The 19,627-nt window shown below is 63.2% G+C and carries 22 protein-coding genes; 9 read left to right on the forward strand and 13 right to left on the reverse strand.

The features are described 5' to 3' along the window. Window positions 1–28 precede the first annotated feature (28 nt). Window positions 29–1,042: a PHP domain-containing protein gene (locus GC088_RS14840; protein ID WP_323959769.1), complete on the forward strand. Its 1,014-nt coding sequence runs from the start codon at window positions 29–31 to the stop codon at window positions 1,040–1,042. 48 nt (window positions 1,043–1,090) lie between these two features. Here GC088_RS14840 and GC088_RS14845 read toward each other — a convergent pair whose 3' ends face one another. After that, window positions 1,091–1,357: a hypothetical protein gene (locus tag GC088_RS14845; protein WP_323959770.1), complete on the reverse strand. Its 267-nt coding sequence runs from the start codon at window positions 1,355–1,357 to the stop codon at window positions 1,091–1,093. Window positions 1,358–1,511: 154 nt separating this feature from the next. On the opposite strand from GC088_RS14845, the gene GC088_RS14850 reads away from it, so the two are divergent. Continuing rightward, the gene (locus GC088_RS14850) at window positions 1,512–1,895 is read left to right on the forward strand and encodes a helix-turn-helix domain-containing protein (protein ID WP_323959771.1); all 384 of its coding nucleotides are present in this window, start codon (window positions 1,512–1,514) and stop codon (window positions 1,893–1,895) included. 93 nt (window positions 1,896–1,988) lie between these two features. Continuing rightward, on the forward strand, window positions 1,989–3,101 hold the full coding sequence (gene ald, locus GC088_RS14855; RefSeq protein WP_323959772.1) for an alanine dehydrogenase: 1,113 nt from the start codon (window positions 1,989–1,991) through the stop codon (window positions 3,099–3,101). Here ald and GC088_RS14860 read toward each other — a convergent pair. Next, window positions 3,098–4,129 (reverse strand): Gfo/Idh/MocA family protein, encoded by a 1,032-nt coding sequence (locus GC088_RS14860; protein WP_323959773.1) that lies wholly within the window; start codon window positions 4,127–4,129, stop codon window positions 3,098–3,100. The genes ald and GC088_RS14860 overlap by 4 nt on opposite strands. Before the next feature lie 136 nt (window positions 4,130–4,265). Between GC088_RS14860 and GC088_RS14865 the strand changes: the two genes are divergently transcribed. After that, a complete protein-coding gene (locus tag GC088_RS14865) occupies window positions 4,266–4,751 on the forward strand; it encodes a MarR family winged helix-turn-helix transcriptional regulator (protein ID WP_323959774.1) in 486 nt (161 codons plus the stop codon). Window positions 4,752–4,760: 9 nt separating this feature from the next. Here GC088_RS14865 and GC088_RS14870 read toward each other — a convergent pair whose 3' ends face one another. The 3 genes from GC088_RS14870 to GC088_RS14880 form a co-directional block, all read right to left on the reverse strand. Next, a complete protein-coding gene (locus GC088_RS14870) occupies window positions 4,761–4,952 on the reverse strand; it encodes a hypothetical protein (RefSeq protein WP_323959775.1) in 192 nt (63 codons plus the stop codon). Window positions 4,953–5,002: 50 nt separating this feature from the next. Next, complete coding sequence (locus GC088_RS14875) at window positions 5,003–5,962, reverse strand: lantibiotic dehydratase C-terminal domain-containing protein (RefSeq protein WP_323959776.1); 960 nt, start codon at window positions 5,960–5,962, stop codon at window positions 5,003–5,005. A gap of 100 nt (window positions 5,963–6,062) precedes the next feature. Continuing rightward, window positions 6,063–6,197: a hypothetical protein gene (locus tag GC088_RS14880; RefSeq protein WP_323959777.1), complete on the reverse strand. Its 135-nt coding sequence runs from the start codon at window positions 6,195–6,197 to the stop codon at window positions 6,063–6,065. Between the two features lie 386 nt (window positions 6,198–6,583). On the opposite strand from GC088_RS14880, the gene GC088_RS14885 reads away from it, so the two are divergent. Both GC088_RS14885 and GC088_RS14890 read left to right on the forward strand, forming a co-directional pair. After that, a complete protein-coding gene (locus tag GC088_RS14885) occupies window positions 6,584–7,552 on the forward strand; it encodes a helix-turn-helix transcriptional regulator (protein ID WP_323959778.1) in 969 nt (322 codons plus the stop codon). Window positions 7,553–7,598: 46 nt separating this feature from the next. After that, entirely contained in the window at window positions 7,599–8,900 is a 1,302-nt protein-coding gene (locus tag GC088_RS14890) for an aminotransferase-like domain-containing protein (RefSeq protein ID WP_323959779.1), read from the forward strand. 4 nt (window positions 8,901–8,904) lie between these two features. Here the strand turns inward: GC088_RS14890 and GC088_RS14895 are convergent, their stop codons facing one another. The 4 genes from GC088_RS14895 to GC088_RS14910 all read right to left on the reverse strand — a co-directional run bounded on the left by GC088_RS14895 (window position 8,905) and on the right by GC088_RS14910 (window position 13,766). Then, entirely contained in the window at window positions 8,905–10,323 is a 1,419-nt protein-coding gene (locus tag GC088_RS14895; RefSeq protein WP_323959780.1) for a dihydrolipoamide acetyltransferase family protein, read from the reverse strand. Between the two features lie 10 nt (window positions 10,324–10,333). Continuing rightward, the gene (locus tag GC088_RS14900) at window positions 10,334–11,308 is read right to left on the reverse strand and encodes an alpha-ketoacid dehydrogenase subunit beta (RefSeq protein ID WP_323959781.1); all 975 of its coding nucleotides are present in this window, start codon (window positions 11,306–11,308) and stop codon (window positions 10,334–10,336) included. Continuing rightward, window positions 11,308–12,480: a pyruvate dehydrogenase (acetyl-transferring) E1 component subunit alpha gene (gene pdhA, locus GC088_RS14905; protein WP_323959782.1), complete on the reverse strand. Its 1,173-nt coding sequence runs from the start codon at window positions 12,478–12,480 to the stop codon at window positions 11,308–11,310. The genes GC088_RS14900 and pdhA overlap by 1 nt, the downstream gene beginning before the upstream one ends. Window positions 12,481–12,587: 107 nt before the next feature. Beyond that, complete coding sequence (locus tag GC088_RS14910) at window positions 12,588–13,766, reverse strand: histidinol-phosphate transaminase (protein ID WP_323959783.1); 1,179 nt, start codon at window positions 13,764–13,766, stop codon at window positions 12,588–12,590. A 94-nt stretch (window positions 13,767–13,860) separates the two neighbouring features. Here GC088_RS14910 and GC088_RS14915 point away from each other — a divergent pair, with 94 nt between their 5' ends. Beyond that, window positions 13,861–14,265 carry a phage holin family protein gene (locus GC088_RS14915; protein WP_323959784.1) on the forward strand — a complete coding sequence of 135 codons (405 nt, stop codon included), beginning with the start codon at window positions 13,861–13,863 and terminating at the stop codon, window positions 14,263–14,265. Here GC088_RS14915 and GC088_RS14920 read toward each other — a convergent pair. Together GC088_RS14920 and GC088_RS14925 are read right to left on the reverse strand one after the other, a co-directional pair. Further along, the gene (locus GC088_RS14920) at window positions 14,246–15,538 is read right to left on the reverse strand and encodes a hypothetical protein (protein WP_323959785.1); all 1,293 of its coding nucleotides are present in this window, start codon (window positions 15,536–15,538) and stop codon (window positions 14,246–14,248) included. The two genes, GC088_RS14915 and GC088_RS14920, sit on opposite strands and share 20 nt — an antisense overlap. Next, entirely contained in the window at window positions 15,538–15,753 is a 216-nt protein-coding gene (locus GC088_RS14925) for a hypothetical protein (RefSeq protein ID WP_323959786.1), read from the reverse strand. The genes GC088_RS14920 and GC088_RS14925 overlap by 1 nt, the downstream gene beginning before the upstream one ends. A gap of 246 nt (window positions 15,754–15,999) precedes the next feature. On the opposite strand from GC088_RS14925, the gene purB reads away from it, so the two are divergent. After that, window positions 16,000–17,439 carry an adenylosuccinate lyase gene (gene purB / locus GC088_RS14930; RefSeq protein WP_323959787.1) on the forward strand — a complete coding sequence of 480 codons (1,440 nt, stop codon included), beginning with the start codon at window positions 16,000–16,002 and terminating at the stop codon, window positions 17,437–17,439. 36 nt (window positions 17,440–17,475) lie between these two features. Beyond that, the gene (locus GC088_RS14935; RefSeq protein WP_323959788.1) at window positions 17,476–18,396 is read left to right on the forward strand and encodes an AEC family transporter; all 921 of its coding nucleotides are present in this window, start codon (window positions 17,476–17,478) and stop codon (window positions 18,394–18,396) included. On the opposite strand, the gene GC088_RS14940 is transcribed toward GC088_RS14935, so the two are convergent. Together GC088_RS14940 and GC088_RS14945 are read right to left on the reverse strand one after the other, a co-directional pair. Continuing rightward, entirely contained in the window at window positions 18,388–18,897 is a 510-nt protein-coding gene (locus tag GC088_RS14940) for a 2'-5' RNA ligase family protein (RefSeq protein WP_323959789.1), read from the reverse strand. The two genes, GC088_RS14935 and GC088_RS14940, sit on opposite strands and share 9 nt — an antisense overlap. 43 nt (window positions 18,898–18,940) lie before the next feature. After that, window positions 18,941–19,618 carry a response regulator gene (locus GC088_RS14945; protein WP_323959790.1) on the reverse strand — a complete coding sequence of 226 codons (678 nt, stop codon included), beginning with the start codon at window positions 19,616–19,618 and terminating at the stop codon, window positions 18,941–18,943. Window positions 19,619–19,627: the final 9 nt, after the last annotated feature.

Genomic DNA, 19,627 nt, shown 5'->3' on the forward strand with positions numbered 1-19,627 from the left:
GACTCCCTGATCGTGGTGAGATAGGCCTATGGATGCCGTAGACGCACTCAACGAGATCGCCTTCTGGCTGGAACGGGAACTGGCGCCTACTTTCAAGGTGCAGGCTTTCCGGCGCGCTGCCGCCACCATCGCCGACCTTGACCCGGATGACCTGGCACAGCGGGCCCGTGACGGCCGCCTGAAGCGCATGAAGGGCATCGGCGCCCGCTCGTTCGAGGTCATCACCGAGGCGTTGGAGGGAGGTGTTCCCTCCTACCTTGTGAATCTCCGTGAGCGGTCCTCCGGAGAGCTCGCCGGTTCCGGTCTCCGCGCCCTCCTCCGCGGCGACCTTCACAGCCACAGTGACTGGTCCGACGGCGGCAGTCCCATTGCCCTGATGGCCGACGCCGCACGCGCCCTCAAGCGCGAGTACCTGGCCCTCACGGACCATTCACCCAATTTGAAGATCGCCAACGGCCTCAGCGCGGAGCGCCTGACCGAGCAGCTCACGGTGGTCGAGGAGATCAACAACGACGACGGTTTCCGCCTGCTCAGCGGCATTGAGGTGGACATCCTGGAGGACGGCACCCTCGACCAGTCCCCCGAGATGCTCGATCGCCTGGACGTCGTGGTGGCCAGCGTCCACTCGAAGCTGCGGTCCGATCGCCGGACCATGACGAAGCGGATGCTGGGAGGCATCCACGATCCGCACACCAACGTTCTGGGTCACTGCACAGGCCGTCTAGTACAGGGATCCCGTGGCCAGCGTCCGCCGTCGGAATTTGATGCCAAGCGTGTCTTCGCGGCCTGCGCAGAGAATGATGTTGCGGTTGAAATCAATTCGCGGCCGGAGCGCCAGGATCCGCCGGATGAATTGATCCAACTCGCCCTCGACGCCGGCTGCCTCTTCAGCATCGACAGCGATGCACATGCGCCCGGACAATTGGACTTCCTGCAGTACGGCGCGGAACGCGCCGAGCGGAACGGGGTGCCGGCGGAGCGCATCATCACAACCTGGCCGCTGGCCGATTTGTTAGCCTGGACTCGAGCCAAACGGTCTTAAAGCGGAAACCCCCGCGAGTGGCGGGGGTTTTGTTTCGTACTAGCCTGGTCAGCTGTACCAGAACCAGTGCGGCGGGCTCCACATCGGAGGAACCTGGTGTCCGTTGAATGATCCGCAGACCGAGCAGGAGTAGCTGACACTGGCTGGAATCAGGTCACGTCCTTCGGCGGAAACGCGGGCCGGAACAAAGTCCTCGTAGATCAGGAACTCGTCGGTTCCACACCGTTCACACCACGGCATTGCACTGTCTCGTTCGGCCAACTGGCCGGTTGAAGGCCGCGTGGTACTTCGATGGTCCGGATTGATAATCGTCATTGTTTGTCCACCGTCCAACCGCGATACTTTTGGTAAGCAGCAACTAAGGTGACTTAGTTAAGGTTCCATAACGATACCGTTGGAATTCGAATAACGGAAGTTCTCCGTATCGTAAATCGCGCGGATTGGTCCCGATCTCGGCAGAATTAGCGCTATGACCCGATCACGATCCCGCTCCGCTTCCGCCCTTCCCGAGTCGCAGCGCAGTAGCCTTCTGCGCGCGCTGGGTGAGAGTGACGACGTCACGGTTTTCGTGGACGGCACCGCGGTGAAGCTTCCGGGCGAGGTGCGCGACGCCGTCGTCGACCTCTTACAGCGAATGGCGGCCGGCGATGCGGTCACCGTCGCGTCCGTCGCGGACACCCTCACCACCTCCCAGGCGGCTGAAGCCGCTGGAATCTCCCACACCTACCTTCGAAACCTGACGGACGCCGGCGTCATCCCAGTGGAATACCGCGGAACCCACCGCCGCATCCGCCGTGAAGCGATCGAGGAGTGGCTCGCCGGCCAGCGACGATCGGGGAGCGAACAGCTGTGACTTGCGCCACCTGCGATCCTCGTATCCTGTACTTATCAGGCTCCACCTAGCGCAACCGGCCACAAGCCGGTTCTGACCGAGGGAGAGAAAACCGTGATCATCGGTGTTCCCAAAGAAGTGAAAAACAACGAGTTCCGCGTGGCTATCACGGCCTCCGGCGTCCATGAGCTCCGTACCCACGGACATACTGTCCTGGTGGAGAAATCTGCCGGTGTCGGTTCCAACATCACCGATGAAGAGTACGTAGAGGCGGGTGCCGAGATCGTCGGATCCGCCGACGACCTGTGGTCGCGGGCTGAGATGGTGATGAAGGTCAAGGAGCCGATTGCTGAGGAATACCCCCGTTTCCGTGAGGGCCTGATCCTGTTCACGTACCTCCACCTCGCGGCCGAGCCGAAACTGACACACGCGCTGCTGGAAGCAGGCGTCACCGCCGTCGCCTATGAGACAGTTCAGGACGGAAGGGCACTGCCCCTCCTGGCGCCGATGTCAGAGGTCGCAGGCCGGCTCTCGGTGCAGGTCGGCGCACAGGTGATGACCGCGCCGTCGGGCGGTCCCGGCTTGCTCCTGGGAGGCGTGCCTGGCGTACGGCCGGCCAAGGTGGTGGTGCTTGGCGCGGGCGTTGCCGGCACCAATGCCACTGCCATGGCGGTAGGAACAGGAGCTGATGTCACGGTACTGGACATCAACATTGCGCGTTTGCGTGAACTGGACGCGCTTTATGCGGGCCGGATCAAGACCATCATCTCGAATGCTTTCGAAATCGAGCGGGCCGTGCTCGATGCGGACCTCGTGATCGGGTCGGTGCTCATCCCCGGAGCGCGGGCGCCGAAGCTGGTCACCAACAGCATGGTTGCGCGCATGAAGCCGGGCAGCGTGCTGGTGGACATCGCCGTCGACCAGGGCGGCTGCTTTGAAGATTCCCACGTCACAACGCACGAGGACCCCACCTTTACGGTGCACCAGTCGCTCTTCTACTGCGTGGGCAACATGCCCGGTGCCGTTCCGAACACGTCCACCTACGCCCTGACCAACGTCACCCTGCCGTATGCGGTGGCCCTCGCCGACCGCGGCGTTCGGGAGGCGTTTGAGACCATGCCCGCACTGGCCCACGGACTGAATATCGCGGGTGGTGCGGTGACGCACCGTTCGGTTTCAGAAGCACACGGCCTGGAGCTCAATGAGGATTGGCGGCAGCTGGTTTAGCCTGCCTGGAGCGAGTGCGCCTTCTCGATGATCCGGTGCGCGCGCAGGCTGTCGACCGGATCCACCGGTACCGGGCCGCCGTCCTGCAGTGCTGATGCCAGCAGGTCATAGAAGGCGGGATAGTTGCCCTTCTCGGTGGGCAACTTGGTTGCTTCATGATCGAAGCCGAGCAGGCCCCAGGCCAGCCTGTCCTCCACCCCGTATCCGGGGTCGGTGGGCAGCATCCCGGCGTCGACGGCGGCCTCCTGCACATCCGTGCCCCATTTCGTGTAGGCGGAAGCGGACCCGGTGACCCGGAAGCGGGGGGCCGCTTGCGGGGCAAGGGTATTCATCCAGAGGTGACTGATCACCCCTGACGCGTGGCGAAGGGCGAGGAACACGTCGTCGTCCGGCCCCTCCTGCTCCCGGTGCGCTGCCCTTTCGGCGTGCACAAGTTCGGCATCGCCGAAGAGCTGCAGCGCCTGGTCGATCAGATGCGGCCCGAGGTCAAACAGGATTCCCCCGCCTTCCGCCGGTCCTGCACTTGCCTTCCAGGGCTTGGTGACCAGCGGCTTGTAAGTCTCCATACGTGACTCGAACCGTCGAACGGTGCCCAGCCTGCCTTCCTCCAGCAGCTTCCGGACGGTCAGGAAGTCGCCGTCCCAGCGGCGGTTCTGAAACACGGTCAGCAGCTTGTCCTCTTCGCGCGCCAGGTTGATGAGCCGCTCGCCATCTGCCGCGCTCACCACAAAGGGCTTGTCGACAACGACGGCGACCCCCAGCCTCAAGGCCTGCTCTGCCAGTTGCGTGTGGCTGCTCGGAGGAGTGCTGACGATCACCAGGTCGAAGTCGCCTATCTTTCCCCAAAGGTCATCGACCGTCCGAAAGATCCGCGCATTGGGGTAGCGCTCCTCCACCTGCGCGATGCGGTCGTCATTTGACGTAACGACTCCGTTGAGCACGTAGCGGGGATTCGAGTTCACGAACGGAGCGTGAAAAACCCGGCCTCCCAAGCCGAACCCGATGAGCGCGGTGCGTATCTCTCCCATGTTCCAACCCTAGGTGCCCAAGCGATTGTCCTGACAGCCAGCGGTGTTTTCAGCCGAATTTGTAGGGTTGCCGCGCCGTAATATGATCGTGGATCGGTCAAGCAGCGGCCTCTGAATCCTCGCACCCAAGGACACCATGGCCAGCCCGTTGGACCCGACCGCCTCCTCCCATTCCGTTTCTGCCGCCCACCTTGTACCTGGCGTCCAGACGCCCGGCAATGCGCCGGTGGACACCCAGTCAACACGTCTCATGCTTACGACGGCGGCGCACTTCATCCAGCAGCACCTTGAGTCTGAACTCGCTGGCCTCGGCCTCACCCCACTCGGCCTCTCCGTGCTCAGTGGTCTGGCCGAACTGCCTGGAGCATCGGCACCGGCGCTGGCCAGCCAGTGCCTGCTGTCAGTTCCAACAACGGAGGGAACACTCGCGGAGCTCGAGGTCCCCGGCTTTGTAGCAGCGGCTGCGGGTGAGTATTCCCTGACCGGAGCCGGGCGCGCGGTCCTTACCGAAGCCCGGAAGCTTGAGGACGACCTGTTCGCGGAGAAAAGCACGACCCTGCGTCTGGAGCTGAGTGCCCTGATCAGCAGGTTGCGTGACGGAGGCGTCCTCGACGCGAAGTAGGCGGCAGCGTCAGCGCCACAGGTTGTCCGCCCATGCCGCGTCCCGCAGGTAATCACGTGCAGCGCCCACTTCCCACAGTTCACCTTGGGAGGCGATCACGCCCATTCCACGTAGGTTTTCGACGGTATCCGGCGAACAGCCGAGGGCTTCGCTGAGGTCCTGCTCGTCAGCGGCGAGAATGACGTCCTTGTTGTGTGCCATGCTGGACTTTCCTTTCCCGTCCTGGTCTGACGACGGTGCGTGTGGGAGGGTCAATTCCGGTTGAACAATTCCCGCTCGCGTTCAGCGCTCCAAGTCCGGGCATAAAGCCCCAGTACTGCTTCCTCGCGGGAAGTAAACCCGAGTCGGTTCAAGGTCATGTGTGCCTGGTGCACCGTCAGATGCTGGGCGCTGCGGCTCACGCGGGCTTTGTCTGCCCGGTAGAGGTAAGTATCGATTGCACGGAACCAGCGCCTGCGCCAGTTGTGAACCGCGGATTCGGCAGCCGTCGCAGCCATGAGGCCCTGGAAAGCCGGCGCCTTGGCGCTGACCTGGTTGGCCATCGCCTCCCGGACTGCCTGACCCCTGGTTCCAAGGTCTGGGGTGCAGGTCTTGAGATGGCTATCCCAGTAATAGTCCCAGGAGATCCGCCGGCGGTCCGGCCAGCTGGCGGAGCGGGGTCCCTTCACCATGCTGCGGGCGGAGTCAAAGAGAAGGAGTGAGGCAAACGCCGAGCGGTTATGCATTTTCGCGAAGCGTTGGGTGCCCCAGGCAGCAAGTTCGGAGGAAAGCTCAAATACTTCCTCTGCCAACTGCAGCCCTTCGACGCCACCGTACTTGAAAAGTTCGGCCTCAAGCTGGGGATCAGCTTCCTCTACCCCACGCAGGTAATAGCCGTTCGTTGCCGGGGTTGATACGGACTGTCTGGACTGCAAGGAAGCGAGGGAGCACTCGTTCCGCTTCAGCAATACCCGATGGACTGCCTGCAGGCGATCGATGGTGGCGGGTTCGGCGAGGATGTGCAGACGCACCTGAACCGCAGTCGGTTCCACACTTCGCGTGTAGAACCATCGGTCGGCTCGCAGTACGCGGGCCTGCGCCACCAGCGGGGTAACCAGGTCTCCGATGATGCCGTCCGCTACATCGAAGCCGCCTGCTTGAGTGGAGAGATGCCACCATTGAGTGCCGCTTGCTGTTCGTGAGGCGGTTCGAACTGCAGCCAGCTGACTCATGGGATCCTTCCTTCAGGCTTTGGTTACACCCGCTGGGGCGAGTCTTGGGTTGATTCGCGCTCCACTGCGTCGGGGAACCGAACCGTTGAGGGGCTTATGACTACTTGGGCCAGTCCCAGCTAGCGGAGATGGTCTTCGGCCAGTCCCAGCTCGCTGCCCCGACAGCAGGAGTTGCGGGCGCAAGAGCTGCTGCTGCGACAAGGAGGCCGGCGGCTGCGCCGATGATCTTCTTCATTTAGACGTTCCCTTCCGTCAGGTTCAAGAGACGCGGTCCCGCTCTCCGTCGAGCCGGTGAATCCAGCATCTGTGCCGGAGGCTGAGCTTGTCCAGCTGGGGAGATGCCCTATTCAGGACATGGCCTAATGAGGACAGGAGCACAAAAAGGCACGGCGCGCGGGGGGCTCCCGAGTGGTTACCAAAGCGCGTAGTTCCGCTATTTAACTGCGATGAGTCGCGAGATTCAGTGCTGCCTGGAGGTGTGTGTCATTAATAGGACATGTCATGTTTTTACACGGCGGTTTCAGGGGTAGAAATCGCGCAGCCGGACAGCCGGCTGATACGGCGTCTGTTCGCCGGTGGGTAGGCTACCCCTAATACGGCGGATCCCGGGAAGGAAACCCGATGCTCGACGGCTTATCCATTGAGCTATATCGCTACGCAGTGGGCCATCCAGGCTGGAGCAGGCCTGAAGCCTCGGAGGCGCTTGGGTACACCCTACGGGAGATCGACTCGGCGATGGAAGCGCTGGTTCAACGGAAGCTTCTCAGCGAACAGGGTGACTCCAGTCAGGGGTTTGTGGCGGTCTCGCCTGACGTTGCCCTCGCCGACCTGGTTGATGCCGACGAGCGGGCCGTGCAGGATCTGAAGGCCCGCATAAGTGCGCGGAGAAGGGAACTGTCAACTCTCGTTCCCACCTACCTGGAAGCGCGGAAGAACGTCATCACGAGTTCGTCTGTGGAGACCCTTGAGGATCCGCATCTCATCCACCGCGTATTGATAGATTACGGGCGGGACGTCACCGAGAAGGTTCTCATCGCCCAACCGGGACAAGGGTCGACGGCGGACGTTCAGGAAGAAAATATCCGCAAGGATCTGGAGTTGCTTGGCCAGGGCGTTGAGCGCAAGACGCTCTACGACATCAGCACGCGGGACCATGTGCCTACGCGGAAAGCGGTCGCTGCCATCACGGCAGGCGGAGGGAAGTTCGGCGCCCTGCCCCGCGTCCCCCTCCGTATGCTGATCTTCGACCGGAAGCTCGCCCTCGTGGCTCGGCAACTGAGGCATGATGACAAAGCAGCCCTGGTGGTGCGCGATCCCCATCTCATCCACATCTTCACCCAGCTATTCGAGTTCGCCTGGGAGCTGAGCGAGCCGTTCCTGGTGGACGACCAAACAGCATCGCCGTTGAACAGCACGCAGAAGGCCATCCTGAAGGGCCTCGCAGCAGGTTATTCCGATGAGGTGATTGCCCGGCGGCTGGATATCAACGTCCGCACGTGCAGGCGGCACATTGCCGGGATGCTTGATGCGCTCAACGCTGAAAGCCGGTTCCAGGCCGGTTACAAGGCTCATCAGGCCGGCTGGATATAGACAACATTCGTTGCCCCTTAGACAACCGGCCCCTTAGACTCGAGGCGTGACTTCTCAGGACGAACTGGAATCGACACAGCTCCCCGCGGAAACTGAAGCCGCCCTCGAACGCGCCGTAGAGTCAGCTCACCGGCACGAGCTGCTGTTTTCGGAGCGCGCAGCCAATATCAAGCAGTCGGCAGTGCGGGACGTCTTCGACATCTCCATTCGTCCGGGGCTCGTCTCGCTCGCAGGTGGCAGCCCCTACTTGAAGTCGCTACCCCTTGATGACCTGGGGCGTACAGCCGAGCGCATCATTGCCGAGCACGGCCTCGAGGCCCTGCAATATGGCGGCGGGCAAGGCATGGAGCGGCTGCGCCAGCAGATCTGCGACGTAATGGCCGCCGAAGGGATCCTCGACGCCGACCCGGCCGACGTCGTCGTAACCACCGGTTCCCAGTCAGCACAGGACGTTGCGGCGAAAGTGTTCTGCGACCCCGGCGACGTGGTCCTCTGTGAAGACCCCACCTACGTGGGGGCGCTGAACACCTTCGAGGCCTACCAGGTCGACGTGCAGGCAATCGAGATGGATGAGGAAGGCCTCGATCCGCACCGCCTGGAGCAACGCATCAAGCAGCTGCTGTCCGAGGGCCGCCGGATCAAACTGCTCTATACGATCCCGAGCTTCAACAACCCCAGCGGAATCACCATGGCTGCCGAGCGCCGGCAACGGATTGTGGAGATCTGCCGCGAGAACAACATCCTGATCGTCGAGGACAACCCCTACGGCCTCCTGCGGTTCGACGGCAACCCCCTGCCGCCCATGCGCGCCGGACACCCTGACGACGTCCTCTACCTCGGATCGTTCTCGAAGATCTTCGCTCCAGGCGTCCGCCTCGGATGGGCCCTCGTGCCGCGCCACCTCCACCGACGGTTCTACCTCGCCTGTGAGGCCGTGGTTCTTTGCCCGTCTCCGCTCACGCAGATGCTGGTCTCCGCCTACCTGGCCGAGTACGACTGGCAGGGCCACCTGGTCAAGACCCGTGAACTGTACAGCGAGCGCTGCGCGTCGATGCTCAGCGCCCTGGGACAGCACCTGCCCGACGGCGCGTCATGGACCCGCCCGGACGGCGGATTCTTTGTCTGGGTGACACTGCCGCAGGGAGTGGACACCTACCCTCTGCTCTACCAAGCGATCGACGCCGGCGTCGTCTTCATCCCCGGGGCGGCCTTTACCCCCTCGGATGAACCCTCCAACAAGCTGCGGCTTGCTTTCAGCGCAGTGTCGCCCGAGGAGATCGAGGAAGGCATCCGCCGGCTGGCCCCCATCCTGCGCGCCGCCATCGAGGAGCGCTCCTCCCGGAACTGACGCATCAGTCCAGGAGGAGTGCCGGCTCCTCAAGGATCGAGGCGACATCAGCCATGAAGCGGGCACTGAGGTCGCCGTCGACCACGCGGTGGTCGAAGGACCCACCAAGGGTGGTGATCCAGCGCGGAATGACCTCGCCGTCGAGCACCCACGGCTTCTGCTTGATCGTGCCGAACGCCACGATCGCCACTTCGCCCGGATTGATGATGGGCGTTCCGGTATCGATTCCCAATGCACCGATATTGGTGATGGTCAGGGTGCCGCCCTGCATCTCAGCGGGCTGCGTCTTCCCGGCGCGGGCCCGCGTTGCAAGCTCGTTGAGCGCCAAAGCAAGCTCCCGCAGGGAAAGGTCCTGGGCATCCTTGATGTTCGGCACCATGAGGCCCCGCGGCGTAGCGGCGGCAATACCCAGGTTCATGAAGTGCTTCACCAGGATCTCCTGGTCGGTCCACGTGGCATTGACCGACGGGTTGCGAGCCGCCGCCCAGATGACCGCCTTGGCCAGAATCAGGAGTGGCGAAACCCGGATGCCCTCGAAGTCCCGCGACGTCTTCAGGCGCTTCACGAACTCCATGGTGCGCGAGGCATCCACGTCAACGAAGATGCTGACGTGTGGAGCCGTGAACGCGCTCTCGACCATCGCGCGGGCGGTAGCCTTGCGCACACCCTTCACCGGGATGCGCTCGATCCGCTCCTCCTGCGGGCGGGCCGGCGAACCCCAGAAACCGGGGGCCTGGTCCTTCTCCGCGTCACGCTGTGCCTGGTAGCTCAGGAGGTCCTGCTTGGTGACCTCCCCGGAGACGCCGGTGGCCGGAACGTCCGCCAGGTCAATGCCGAGGTCACGGGCGGCCTTGCGGACCGGGGGCTTCGCCAGGGCGCGTCGTGCCGGCCCGGACGCTGGCGCGGGGGTGCCGGGGGCCGGCACTTCGGCGACTTTCCCAGCCAACGGGGCGGGCGCCGTCGTCGTTGGGGTGGCGGCGGAGGGCACGGCGGGGATGCGGAGTCCGCGGTCCTTGCGAGGACGGCGCCGGGCGGCGTCGGCTTTCGGGCCGGTGCCCACGAGCGGTGCGCTCTCTCCAGCTGACGACGGCGAAGCGTCCGCCGGCGGCGGGGTCACCAGTTCTCCGGGGATGTGATCGTCCGACGGCGGATTGTCGACAGTATTTCCGGAGGCATCGGCGGCGTTGTCGGACACCGAAATGATGGGTGTTCCCACCTCCACGGTCTCGCCCTCTTGGACGAGCAGTTCGGCGACTGTCCCCGCATAGGGCGAGGGCAGTTCCACCAGCGACTTGGCGGTTTCGATCTCCACGATTATGTCGTTGACCTTGACCGTGGCGCCCGGCTGGACCTGCCACCGAACGATTTCGGCCTCGGTAAGGCCCTCGCCGACGTCGGGAAGGTTGAAGGTGTTCAGCGTCATGGGAGTCCTTCTAGTAGGCCAGCACCGTATCGAGGGAGTGCAGGATGCGGTCGATGTCCGGAAGGTAATGCTCCTCCGTCCGCGCCGTGGGATAAGGCAGATGGAAACCGCCCACGCGAGCCACGGGCGCTTCCAGCGACAGGAAAGCCCGCTCGGTCACGCGGGAGGCGATCTCGCCGCCGATTCCGCCGAACGTCGGAGCCTCGTGCGCCACAATCAGCCGCCCGGTTTTCACTACCGACCGGGTGACCGTGTCGAAATCGATGGGCGAAATGGACCGCAGGTCGATGACTTCAACGCTTGCGCCGTCGTCGGCCGCTGCATTGGCGGCAGCGAGCGCAACCGGAACCAGCGGACCATACGCCACGATGGTGGCGTCGCTTCCCTCACGCAGCACTTCGGCCTGGAAGGGGCTCGACGGAACGGCTGCATCGTCAACCTCTCCCTTCAGCCAGTAGCGGCGCTTCGGCTCAAAGACGATGACCGGATCGGCGCACGTGACGGCCTGCTGGATCATCCAGTAGGCGTCGTGGGGGTTGGACGGCGTGATGATGCGCAGGCCGGCGGTGTGGGCGAAGAGCGCTTCAGGCGACTCCGAATGGTGCTCCACGCTGCCGATTCCCCCGCCGTAGGGGATGCGAATGACAACAGGCGCTGTGAGGAGTCCGTCGCTGCGTGCATGGATTTTGGCCAACTGGGTGGTGATCTGGTTGAACGCCGGGAAGACGAACCCGTCGAACTGGATCTCGCAGATGGGGCGGTAGCCGCGCAAGGCCAGGCCGATCGCCGTCCCGATGATCCCCGATTCCGCAAGCGGCGTGTCAACGACACGGTCCGCCCCGAACTCTGCCTTCAGCCCTTCCGTGACGCGGTAGACACCGCCGAGGTCGCCGATGTCCTCACCCATGAGCAGCGCGGTGGGGTGGGCATTGAGGGCGGCCCGCAGGCCTTCGTTGATTGCCTTGGCAATGGTCATGACGGCCATTAGTGCGCCCCTGCCTGCGTCTCGAAACCTGCCTCGTAGTCCTTCCAGGCCTGTAGCTCCTCCTGAAGGAGCGGGTGCGCTTCCGCGTACGTGGTCGCGAAGCGGTGCTCGAGCCCTGGCGCTTCCATGGAAAGCACGGCGGCGCGAAGACCTGCCGCGAGCTCGACTGCCTCCTGCTCCAGGCTCTCGAAAAAGTCCTCCCCAACGCCTGAATTGCGCAACCGCCGCTCCACGCGCGTCAACGGATCGCGCGACACCCACTGCTCCTCATCGGCGGCAAGCCGGTACTTGGTGGGGTCATCAGCCGTTGTGTGCGCGCTCATCCTGTAGGTGAAGGCCTCGATGAGGACCGGCCCGCCACCATTCCGCGCCCGTTCGAGGGCCCACCGCGTGACCGCTTGGACTGCGAGCACGTCATTACCGTCCACGCGGATGCCGGGGAAGCCGTACCCGTGTGCACGGTGGGCCAGCGGAACCCGCGACTGGACTTCCGTTGGAACCGAAATGGCCCAGTGGTTGTTCTGACAGAAGAACACAACGGGCGCATGGAACGACGCCGCGAACACCATGGACTCGTGAACGTCGCCTTCCGAACTGGCACCGTCACCGAAGTACGCCATGGTTGCGGCTTTGGGAAGGGCCTCCTCGGCGCGCTGGTCCCGCTGCATGCCCATCGCGTACCCAACCGCGTGCAGGCACTGTGCCGCAAGGACAAGCGTGTAGAGGTGGAAGTTGGAATCCTTGGGGTTCCATCCTCCGTTCGTGGTGCCCCTGAAAAGCTTCAGGAGATCCGAATGCGCCACACCGCGGGTAACCGCGACGCCGTGCTCCCGGTAGGTGGGAAACGCATAGTCCTGCGGGAGCATAGCTCTACCGGACCCGATTTGGGCTGCCTCCTGGCCACGCATCGGCACCCAGAGCGCCAACTCCCCCTGCCGCTGGAGGGCTGTTGCTTCCTGATCGAACCGACGGATCAGGTACATATCGCGGTAGAGCGCGGCAAGCTCATCCTCCGCCGGAGCGAACCCGCCGAAGTCTGACTGCCGGAGCTCACCGTCCGCCGTGAGCATCTGCACCATCCCGGAAGGATCCCGCGCGAAATCCGGTAGATGGCGCGCATCGGACTGCTCCTCGGCGTCAAACTCGGCGGCCGGAAGGCGCGGTGTTCCCATACTCTGGTCCCTCACAGGTAATATTCCGAATGAAGCATAAACAGGGCGCCTCCATGCACTAAGGTGCATGCGCCTCGTTAAAGAGTAGCGAGGACGCTGCCCCGCACCTAGTTCTTCGGGGTTCCAGGGGCCCCGTGCTCCTCCACGAACGCCCTGCATAGCGCGATAAAGCGTGAGTTCGCCTCTGGTTCTCCGATGCTGACCCGGATGCCCTCCACCCCGAACGCGCGCACCGAAAGCGCCTGCTGATCGGCGAGCGCGGCGAATTCAGGAGTGGTGTCGCCGAGTTCCAGCCAGATGAAGTTCCCCTCGGCCTCCGGAACCTCCCAGCCGCATCCGCGGAGCGCTTCGACTACCCGGGTACGTTCGTCGACGATGGCCTGAACCCGCTCCCGGACCTCCTCGATGTGCCTTAACGAGGTGATGGCCGCGTGTTCGGCGATCTGCGAGACGGCAAAAGGAGTGGCGCTGACCCTGAGGTGCTGGGTAAGTGCCGGCTGTGAGATTGAATAACCCACCCGAAGGCCGGCAAGTCCGTGCGCCTTCGAAAAGGTCCTCAGCACCACGAGGTTGGGGTAGTCCCGATAGAGCTGAATCCCGTCAACCGCCCCGGGCTTCCGGACGAATTCGACATATGCCTCATCAAGCACCACCACCACATGAGACGGAACGCGCTCAAGGAAGCCGCGGACCTGATCGTCTGTCAGGGCCGGTCCGGTCGGGTTGTTCGGCGTGCACAGGAGGATTACGCGGGTACGTTCAGTGATCGCATCCGCCATTGCGTCAAGATCGTGTGCAGAGTCGGGCAAGAGCGGAATCTGTACGCCCATTGCGCCGGCCAGTCCAACGCAGATGGGGTACGCCTCGAAGGAGCGCCAAGGGTAGATTACTTCGTCCGGCGCGTCATAGTCGTTCTGCCCCGCGAAGGCAGCGAGGATCTGGTTCAGGGCGCCCAGGCTACCTGCCCCGGTGACAATGTCCTCGGGAGGAACGCCCAGGAAAGCGCCCAGCTCCCCTCGCAGTGCTGTGGTGAGAGGGTCAGGGTACCGGTTGACCGCAGTCTGGTTCCCGATTGCTTCAAGCACTGCAGGCAGCGGGGGAAGCGGATTCTCGTTAGAGGAGAGCTTGTAGCTCCTAAGCCCCTCAATCACTACAGGCGGCTTCCCGGCGGCGTAACGCGGCAGGCGTCCCAGGACACTGCGCGGGTGGATGCCGACGGCTTCGTTGCCTGCAATGTCCCCAGCAGTTTCGTCCGCAATGTTGATGGGCTTGTCCGGTGCACTCATGGGCTCAAGCGTACTGGCGAAGCGCCGGCACCGGGCTTCAACGTGATGCTGAACCGCTGGGCTCCTACCGGCGGGATTGTGCGAGCATGTTGACATGCTTCGGTTCATTGTGAGGGTTGGAATCAATGCAGTTGCCCTGTGGGTTGCTTCCTGGCTGTTGCCGGGAATTGAGATCGGCTCGGAGGCCGCGGTGGAGGCTTCCGGCAATGACGCCGTGGGGAACGTGCTTTCCTACAGTTTTGTTGGCCTCATATTCGGCCTTGTCAACGCACTGGTCCGCCCGATCGTCTCGTTGCTTTCCCTTCCCCTCACCATCCTGACGCTGGGCCTCTTCACGATCATCATCAACGCGGCCATGCTGATGCTGACCTCCTGGCTCACGTCCTTCACTCCGATCGGCTTCACCGTGAACGACTTCTTCTGGACCGCGATCCTGGGCGCGATCATCATCAGCCTGGTTTCCATGGTTGTCGGAGCGGTCACAGGAACGAAGCGTTAGTCTTCGCCCTCGGCGCAGATCTCGGCCCCGGGGCCTGCGGGGAGCCCGGGCCCTGTGGGACTCCGGGGCTCTGCTGCCCGCCAGGATGTCCTGAGCCGATAAGGGGTGGACGGGTCACCTCGAAGACGTGGCGTTTTGCGGATGCGCCGGCCACAGCGGAACCCAGTGCGGACGTGATAGGCACCAATGAGGGATGGTCACTGGCATCGACTGCCCGAGCCCCTTCCTGGTAGCTGCCCAAACGGTGGGAAGCACCCAGAAGGGGCTGCTCTCCTACCGGCGGTTCAACGTTGTGGTCGAGAACAACGGAAACCTGATTTGTGCGGTCCTGAGCAGGTCGAGGATCGAGGTTTGGGATGGCATCTTCCTCATGGGCAAGGTGGAGGTAGAGCGTTTCCTCCGCGGTTGCTTCAAGGCTTACGGGTGACCCCGCCGTCACGACCATCTCAACGGAGTACTTCTCCTGAAGAGGACCGCTGTTGGCCAGGTTCATGGCATGCATCCCGCCCTGGCTGTATCCCAGCAGGATGACGTTGGCGCCCTGCTCGGCGCCCACCTGTTCGAGCGCACGAACCGCCGCGTCGTTGACATGCTCGCTCTGTCCCAGCGCGGCCTCGCCGATTCCCACGGGGCTGAATGGATTCTCCCAACTTGTGTCCTCTGTACCTGGAATCACGACTACATAGGACGCCCCCGTTTCCCGGTTCACCTCGATCACCTCCAGTGCTGCTCCCGGTTCAGCACCGGCGTGTGCCGCCTGTTCCAGCAGATTGTCCACCGTGCCGTCCAGCTCCGTCTCCTCTGTCCTCGTGTGCTGCAAGGAAAGCGGCGGCGAGATGAAGGGCAACGAGAGTTCCTGGCTGCTGCGGGCACGACCCACAACCTCAGATACAAGCGCTTCCGTCAGCTCATATCCGAAACGGCTCAGCCGGATCTTGTCCGCGACGCCAACAAGTTCGGAGCTGTCCTGGGCTATGCGCTGCCGTACTGCACCGAGTCCCTCGAGTGCAGCGACCCCCGAAGATGCCGCGATTCCCGGGAATGCCGGAAACGCCCCATTCAATGTTGTCTGAAGCGAGCCCAACTGTGCATCTATCAGGGAGACGCTGCCCTCGATTCGCCTCAGTTCCGCAGCAGCTTCATCGACGATGTGCGCTCCCTTGTCCAGCTCCTCCCACTGGAATCGGATTCCGCCTGCGCCTCCGGTGATGGAGGCGATTCCCGGCACGTCCACCGGAGTGAGAACGGGCGCCAGATCCTGCTGCCAGCCCATCAGCCGAGCGCCCGCTGATTCTCGGCTTGAGCAAGAGCGCCTCCATAGGCTTCCACCGATAAGGCTGCTTCCCTCAACGCCGCTGCTGTTGCCGCCAGCATCGCCCCCCGTTCTGCAAGATAGCCGGAGAAGTTGCGCCCAGCGGGGGACTGCCAGTCCAGGTACTCAGCCCCCCGAAGCCTGTTCCGCACCGCGTCGATGGCTTCTGAGTGCATGTGCAGCTGCCTTGCGAAGCCAGCTACCAAGTCAAGGGATTCCTGCCCTTCAGTCAGGGCCGCCGGCACCCGGGAGTACATGTCCCAACCTCTTCCACTGGTTTTTGTTTCCCTTGAAACGCTAGGTCCCAGCATCCGGTGAGGCGCACGCATCCCTTGCTATGTGCAAAACCCTCTGCGGATCGAGACCCTGAGCGGAAGGTCATGCAAGTAGGAATGGGTGGCGGCCGTGGAATGATTGGTCCTATGCCACACACACCTTCTTCCCGGGTAAACCTTGCGTCCGTTCTGTTCCACCAGGGTGAAAACCAGGTCCCCATCGCCCTGGGACCGCTGGACGGAAGGTACCGCCCGGCAGTTGCTCCCCTGGTCGACTACCTGTCGGAGGCGGCGCTCAACCGTGACCGCGTCCACGTGGAAGTGGAATGGTTCATTCATCTGACGCGCAATAACGTTCTTCCGGGGACGGCACCGCTCACCGCTGAACAGGAAGCCGCCCTTCGCGAGATCGTCACCTCATTCGACGGAACCGCAGTCAGCGAACTTGCCGAGATCGAGCGGGTCACCGTTCATGACGTCAAAGCCGTGGAGTACTTCATCGGTAGCCGCCTCGAGGCAATCGGCATCAGTCACCTGAAGGCGCTCGTACACTTCGGCTGCACGTCCGAAGACATCAACAACCTGTCCTACGCGCTCGGGGTCAAGGGCGCCGTTGAGAATATCTGGCTCCCGGCAGCATCGGCACTCGTTGACCAGGTGAAGACCATGGCGGAAGAAAGCCGTTCCGTTCCGATGCTCTCGAGGACTCACGGCCAGCCGGCAACCCCAACCACCCTTGGGAAGGAACTCGCCGTCGTAGCGCATCGGCTGAGCCGCCAGTTGGAGCGGATCCGCCGCACGGAGTACCTCGGGAAAATCAACGGCGCCACCGGAACATTCGCCGCCCATGTGGCCTCGGTACCGGGTGCTGACTGGCAAGGAATTGCACGCGACTTTGTGGAGGGTCTGGGCCTGACCTGGAATCCCCTGACCACCCAGATCGAGTCACACGACTGGCAGGCGGAACTGTACGCCGATGTAGCCCGTTTCAACCGGATCCTGCACAACTTCTGCACGGACGTCTGGAGCTACATCTCGATCGGCTACTTCGCCCAGATTCCGGTGGCGGGGGCCACCGGTTCCTCCACCATGCCGCACAAGGTGAACCCCATCCGCTTCGAGAATGCCGAAGCAAACCTCGAGATCTCGTGTTCGCTCCTGGATGTCCTCGCCGCCACTCTGGTGACCTCCCGCTGGCAGCGCGACCTCACCGACTCCTCCTCGCAGCGCAACATCGGTGTGGCCTTCGGGCACTCGCTGCTGGCCATCTCCAATGTGTCGAAAGGCCTGGAGCGACTTAATGTTGCAGAGTCGGTGCTTGCCGAGGACCTCGACGCGAACTGGGAAGTGCTGGGCGAGGCGATCCAGATGGTCATGCGGGCAGAGGCGATCGCCGGCACACCCGGCATGGAGGATCCGTACGAAAGGCTGAAGGACCTCACGCGCGGCCACAGGGTAGATGCAGCCCGGATGCGGGAATTCGTGCTCGGATTGGGGCTGTCAAACGAAGCGCAGGAGCGCCTGCTCGCTTTGACTCCCGCGAGCTACACGGGCATCGCGGACACCCTGGTGGACCACCTCAGCTAAGACAGGGCGCAGCGCCCGGAAGGACGGGGTCCCTCGATGGCAGGGGTATTGATCGGCTTTGCCATCGTGGGCGCCGTCATCTTTGTGGGGTATCTGGCCGGTCGCTTTGAACTTGCGGGCCGGGACGCAGGCAGCGTCCTTAGCCGTACGGCGTTCTTCATCACCAACCCGGCCCTGCTGTTCACCATCCTCGCGACGTCGGATTTGGAGGCGGTTTTCTCCGCCTTCGCACCGATCGCGCTACTGGCCGCGGTGTCCTCCGCCCTCGTCTATGTTTTGCTGAGCCGGATCTGGTTCCGGCGTCGAGCTGCGGAAACGGCAGTCGGAGCAATGACGAGCTCTTTCGTCAATGCCAACAACATCGGTATCCCGCTAGCCGTTTATGCGCTGGGGGATGCAACACCGGTGGCGCCCGTTCTCCTGGTGCAGCTGCTCCTCCTCGTTCCCTTCTACCTAGGATTCCTGGACATCGCCTCCGGTGGGAAGGCATCGTTCACGCGTATTGCCACACAGCCGGTGCGGAACCCAATGATCATCGCTTCCCTGCTAGGTGTGCTCGTAGCGCTGACCGGCGTCGAAATTCCCGAGCCGGTGTACGAGCCGCTGGTCCTGCTTGGCGGCGCCGCTGTTCCGCTGGTTCTGCTTGCCTTCGGGATGTCCTTGCGGGGCAGTCGTCCCCTGGGGGCCCGGGACGTGCGCACTGAGGTGATCGTCGCAACGCTGATCAAGACGCTGCTCATGCCCCTGATCACCTATCTGTTGGCCCGATTCGCGTTCGGCTTGGAAGGCGACCAGCTGTTCGGCGCCGTCGTGATGGCCACGCTCCCAACGGCGCAGAACACCTTCCTGTTCGCGAGCCGTTACAAGCGGGGTATCCCGCTGGCACGCGACGTGGTGGTGCTTACTTCGGCACTTTCGGTGCCCGCACTGATTGGCGTTACAGCGTTGCTAGCGTGAGGTGAGCGCCGTCGTCGTTCTGTCACGGCTGTTCCACCGCCTCAGTGAAGTAACCGCCACACGGCCATGTTCCGCCGGCAACAGGTCGAGCGCCCTGCTGATCTGCTCCCCGCTGAGCCCGCGGGCGAGCGTGATGTGCGGTACCCAGCGATCGGGCAGGCAGTTGGGGGCGATGTGTGGGACGTCACCAAGCGCCTGGTGGACTTCCCGGTGGAAGCGCATCAGCGCCGCACTGACGACGCCGAGGCGCGCCAGAACGTGCCCCCGTCCCGTCCGGAAGATCACCAGGCCCGCCACGGCCATGGGTAAGGGTAGTGAGTGCGCAATGCCGGCGAGCACCTCGTCCGCATCGGCCGGGATTGCCGGCGCTGCCAACAGGGTGATGTGCGGGCGGTTGGATTCAGCAGCATGCCGTGCCTGCGAGGGCAGGTTGGCCTCCAGGAGGGTGGCCCAGTCTGCGCGGAGACGTTCCTCCACGGAATCCTCAAGAAGAAGCTCCACACTGTCCATGCTGCTGCCGGTTCCCTACCGTTTCCGCATGACGTCAAGCACGGGAGGACCGCCATTGGTATCGTCGCTCAGGACGCCCGACGCCCCCATAGCGCAGCTGTACCACGACCCTTCCTTCCTCACTTAAATACTCGAGGTATCGCCTGGCGCTGACTCGCGAGGTACCGAGCGCTTCAGCTGTTTCCGCCGCCGACAGATCCGCGCCAACCCGTTGCAGAAGGCCTTCCACGAGGTGGAGCGTCTCTGCGCTGCACCCTTTCGGAAGGGGGTGGCCCTGTTGCCTGACCCCGAAGATTCGGTTGACATCAGCCTGTTCGGCCTCCTTCTTCATCTCGTCGAGGCTCTGATACGTCAGTTGGTAATGTTGCAGCCGCTCAAGCAGCTCATGGTCGGAAAAGGGCTTGATGAGGTAGTGAACAATGCCTCCCCGCAATGCCCTCCGCACGGTCTCCGCCTCACGCGCTGCACTGATAACTATTACATCCAGCTCCGGATAGGCTGCACGCAACTGCAGAAGCAGGTCAAGGCCGTTGATGTCCGGCAGATGAATGTCCAGGAGAACCAGGTCCGGAGGCTCCTGCCGTACCTTGATGAGAGCCTGACTCCCCGTATGTGCTACGCCGACCACCTCAAAGCCGGCGATTCTTTTGATGAAGCCGGCGTGGACCTTCGCTACCAGAAAGTCATCATCGATGATGAGCACTTTGATCATATGCGGAGG

Source organism: Arthrobacter sp. JZ12, assembly GCF_035189165.1.
Lineage (GTDB): Bacteria > Actinomycetota > Actinomycetes > Actinomycetales > Micrococcaceae > Arthrobacter_D.

What these genes read in the sequence shown, in the direction of transcription:
- GC088_RS14840 (WP_323959769.1), top strand. Translation starts at nt 29, where the DNA reads ATGGATGCCGTAGACGCACTCAACGAGATCGCCTTCTGGCTGGAACGG.
- GC088_RS14845 (WP_323959770.1), bottom strand. Translation starts at nt 1,357, where the DNA reads ATGACGATTATCAATCCGGACCATCGAAGTACCACGCGGCCTTCAACC.
- GC088_RS14850 (WP_323959771.1), top strand. Translation starts at nt 1,512, where the DNA reads ATGACCCGATCACGATCCCGCTCCGCTTCCGCCCTTCCCGAGTCGCAG.
- GC088_RS14860 (WP_323959773.1), bottom strand. Translation starts at nt 4,129, where the DNA reads ATGGGAGAGATACGCACCGCGCTCATCGGGTTCGGCTTGGGAGGCCGG.
- GC088_RS14865 (WP_323959774.1), top strand. Translation starts at nt 4,266, where the DNA reads ATGGCCAGCCCGTTGGACCCGACCGCCTCCTCCCATTCCGTTTCTGCC.
- GC088_RS14870 (WP_323959775.1), bottom strand. Translation starts at nt 4,952, where the DNA reads ATGGCACACAACAAGGACGTCATTCTCGCCGCTGACGAGCAGGACCTC.
- GC088_RS14875 (WP_323959776.1), bottom strand. Translation starts at nt 5,962, where the DNA reads ATGAGTCAGCTGGCTGCAGTTCGAACCGCCTCACGAACAGCAAGCGGC.
- GC088_RS14880 (WP_323959777.1), bottom strand. Translation starts at nt 6,197, where the DNA reads ATGAAGAAGATCATCGGCGCAGCCGCCGGCCTCCTTGTCGCAGCAGCA.
- GC088_RS14885 (WP_323959778.1), top strand. Translation starts at nt 6,584, where the DNA reads ATGCTCGACGGCTTATCCATTGAGCTATATCGCTACGCAGTGGGCCAT.
- GC088_RS14895 (WP_323959780.1), bottom strand. Translation starts at nt 10,323, where the DNA reads ATGACGCTGAACACCTTCAACCTTCCCGACGTCGGCGAGGGCCTTACC.
- GC088_RS14900 (WP_323959781.1), bottom strand. Translation starts at nt 11,308, where the DNA reads ATGGCCGTCATGACCATTGCCAAGGCAATCAACGAAGGCCTGCGGGCC.
- pdhA (WP_323959782.1), bottom strand. Translation starts at nt 12,480, where the DNA reads ATGGGAACACCGCGCCTTCCGGCCGCCGAGTTTGACGCCGAGGAGCAG.
- GC088_RS14910 (WP_323959783.1), bottom strand. Translation starts at nt 13,766, where the DNA reads ATGAGTGCACCGGACAAGCCCATCAACATTGCGGACGAAACTGCTGGG.
- GC088_RS14915 (WP_323959784.1), top strand. Translation starts at nt 13,861, where the DNA reads ATGCTTCGGTTCATTGTGAGGGTTGGAATCAATGCAGTTGCCCTGTGG.
- GC088_RS14920 (WP_323959785.1), bottom strand. Translation starts at nt 15,538, where the DNA reads ATGGGCTGGCAGCAGGATCTGGCGCCCGTTCTCACTCCGGTGGACGTG.
- GC088_RS14925 (WP_323959786.1), bottom strand. Translation starts at nt 15,753, where the DNA reads ATGCACTCAGAAGCCATCGACGCGGTGCGGAACAGGCTTCGGGGGGCT.
- purB (WP_323959787.1), top strand. Translation starts at nt 16,000, where the DNA reads ATGCCACACACACCTTCTTCCCGGGTAAACCTTGCGTCCGTTCTGTTC.
- GC088_RS14935 (WP_323959788.1), top strand. Translation starts at nt 17,476, where the DNA reads ATGGCAGGGGTATTGATCGGCTTTGCCATCGTGGGCGCCGTCATCTTT.
- GC088_RS14945 (WP_323959790.1), bottom strand. Translation starts at nt 19,618, where the DNA reads ATGATCAAAGTGCTCATCATCGATGATGACTTTCTGGTAGCGAAGGTC.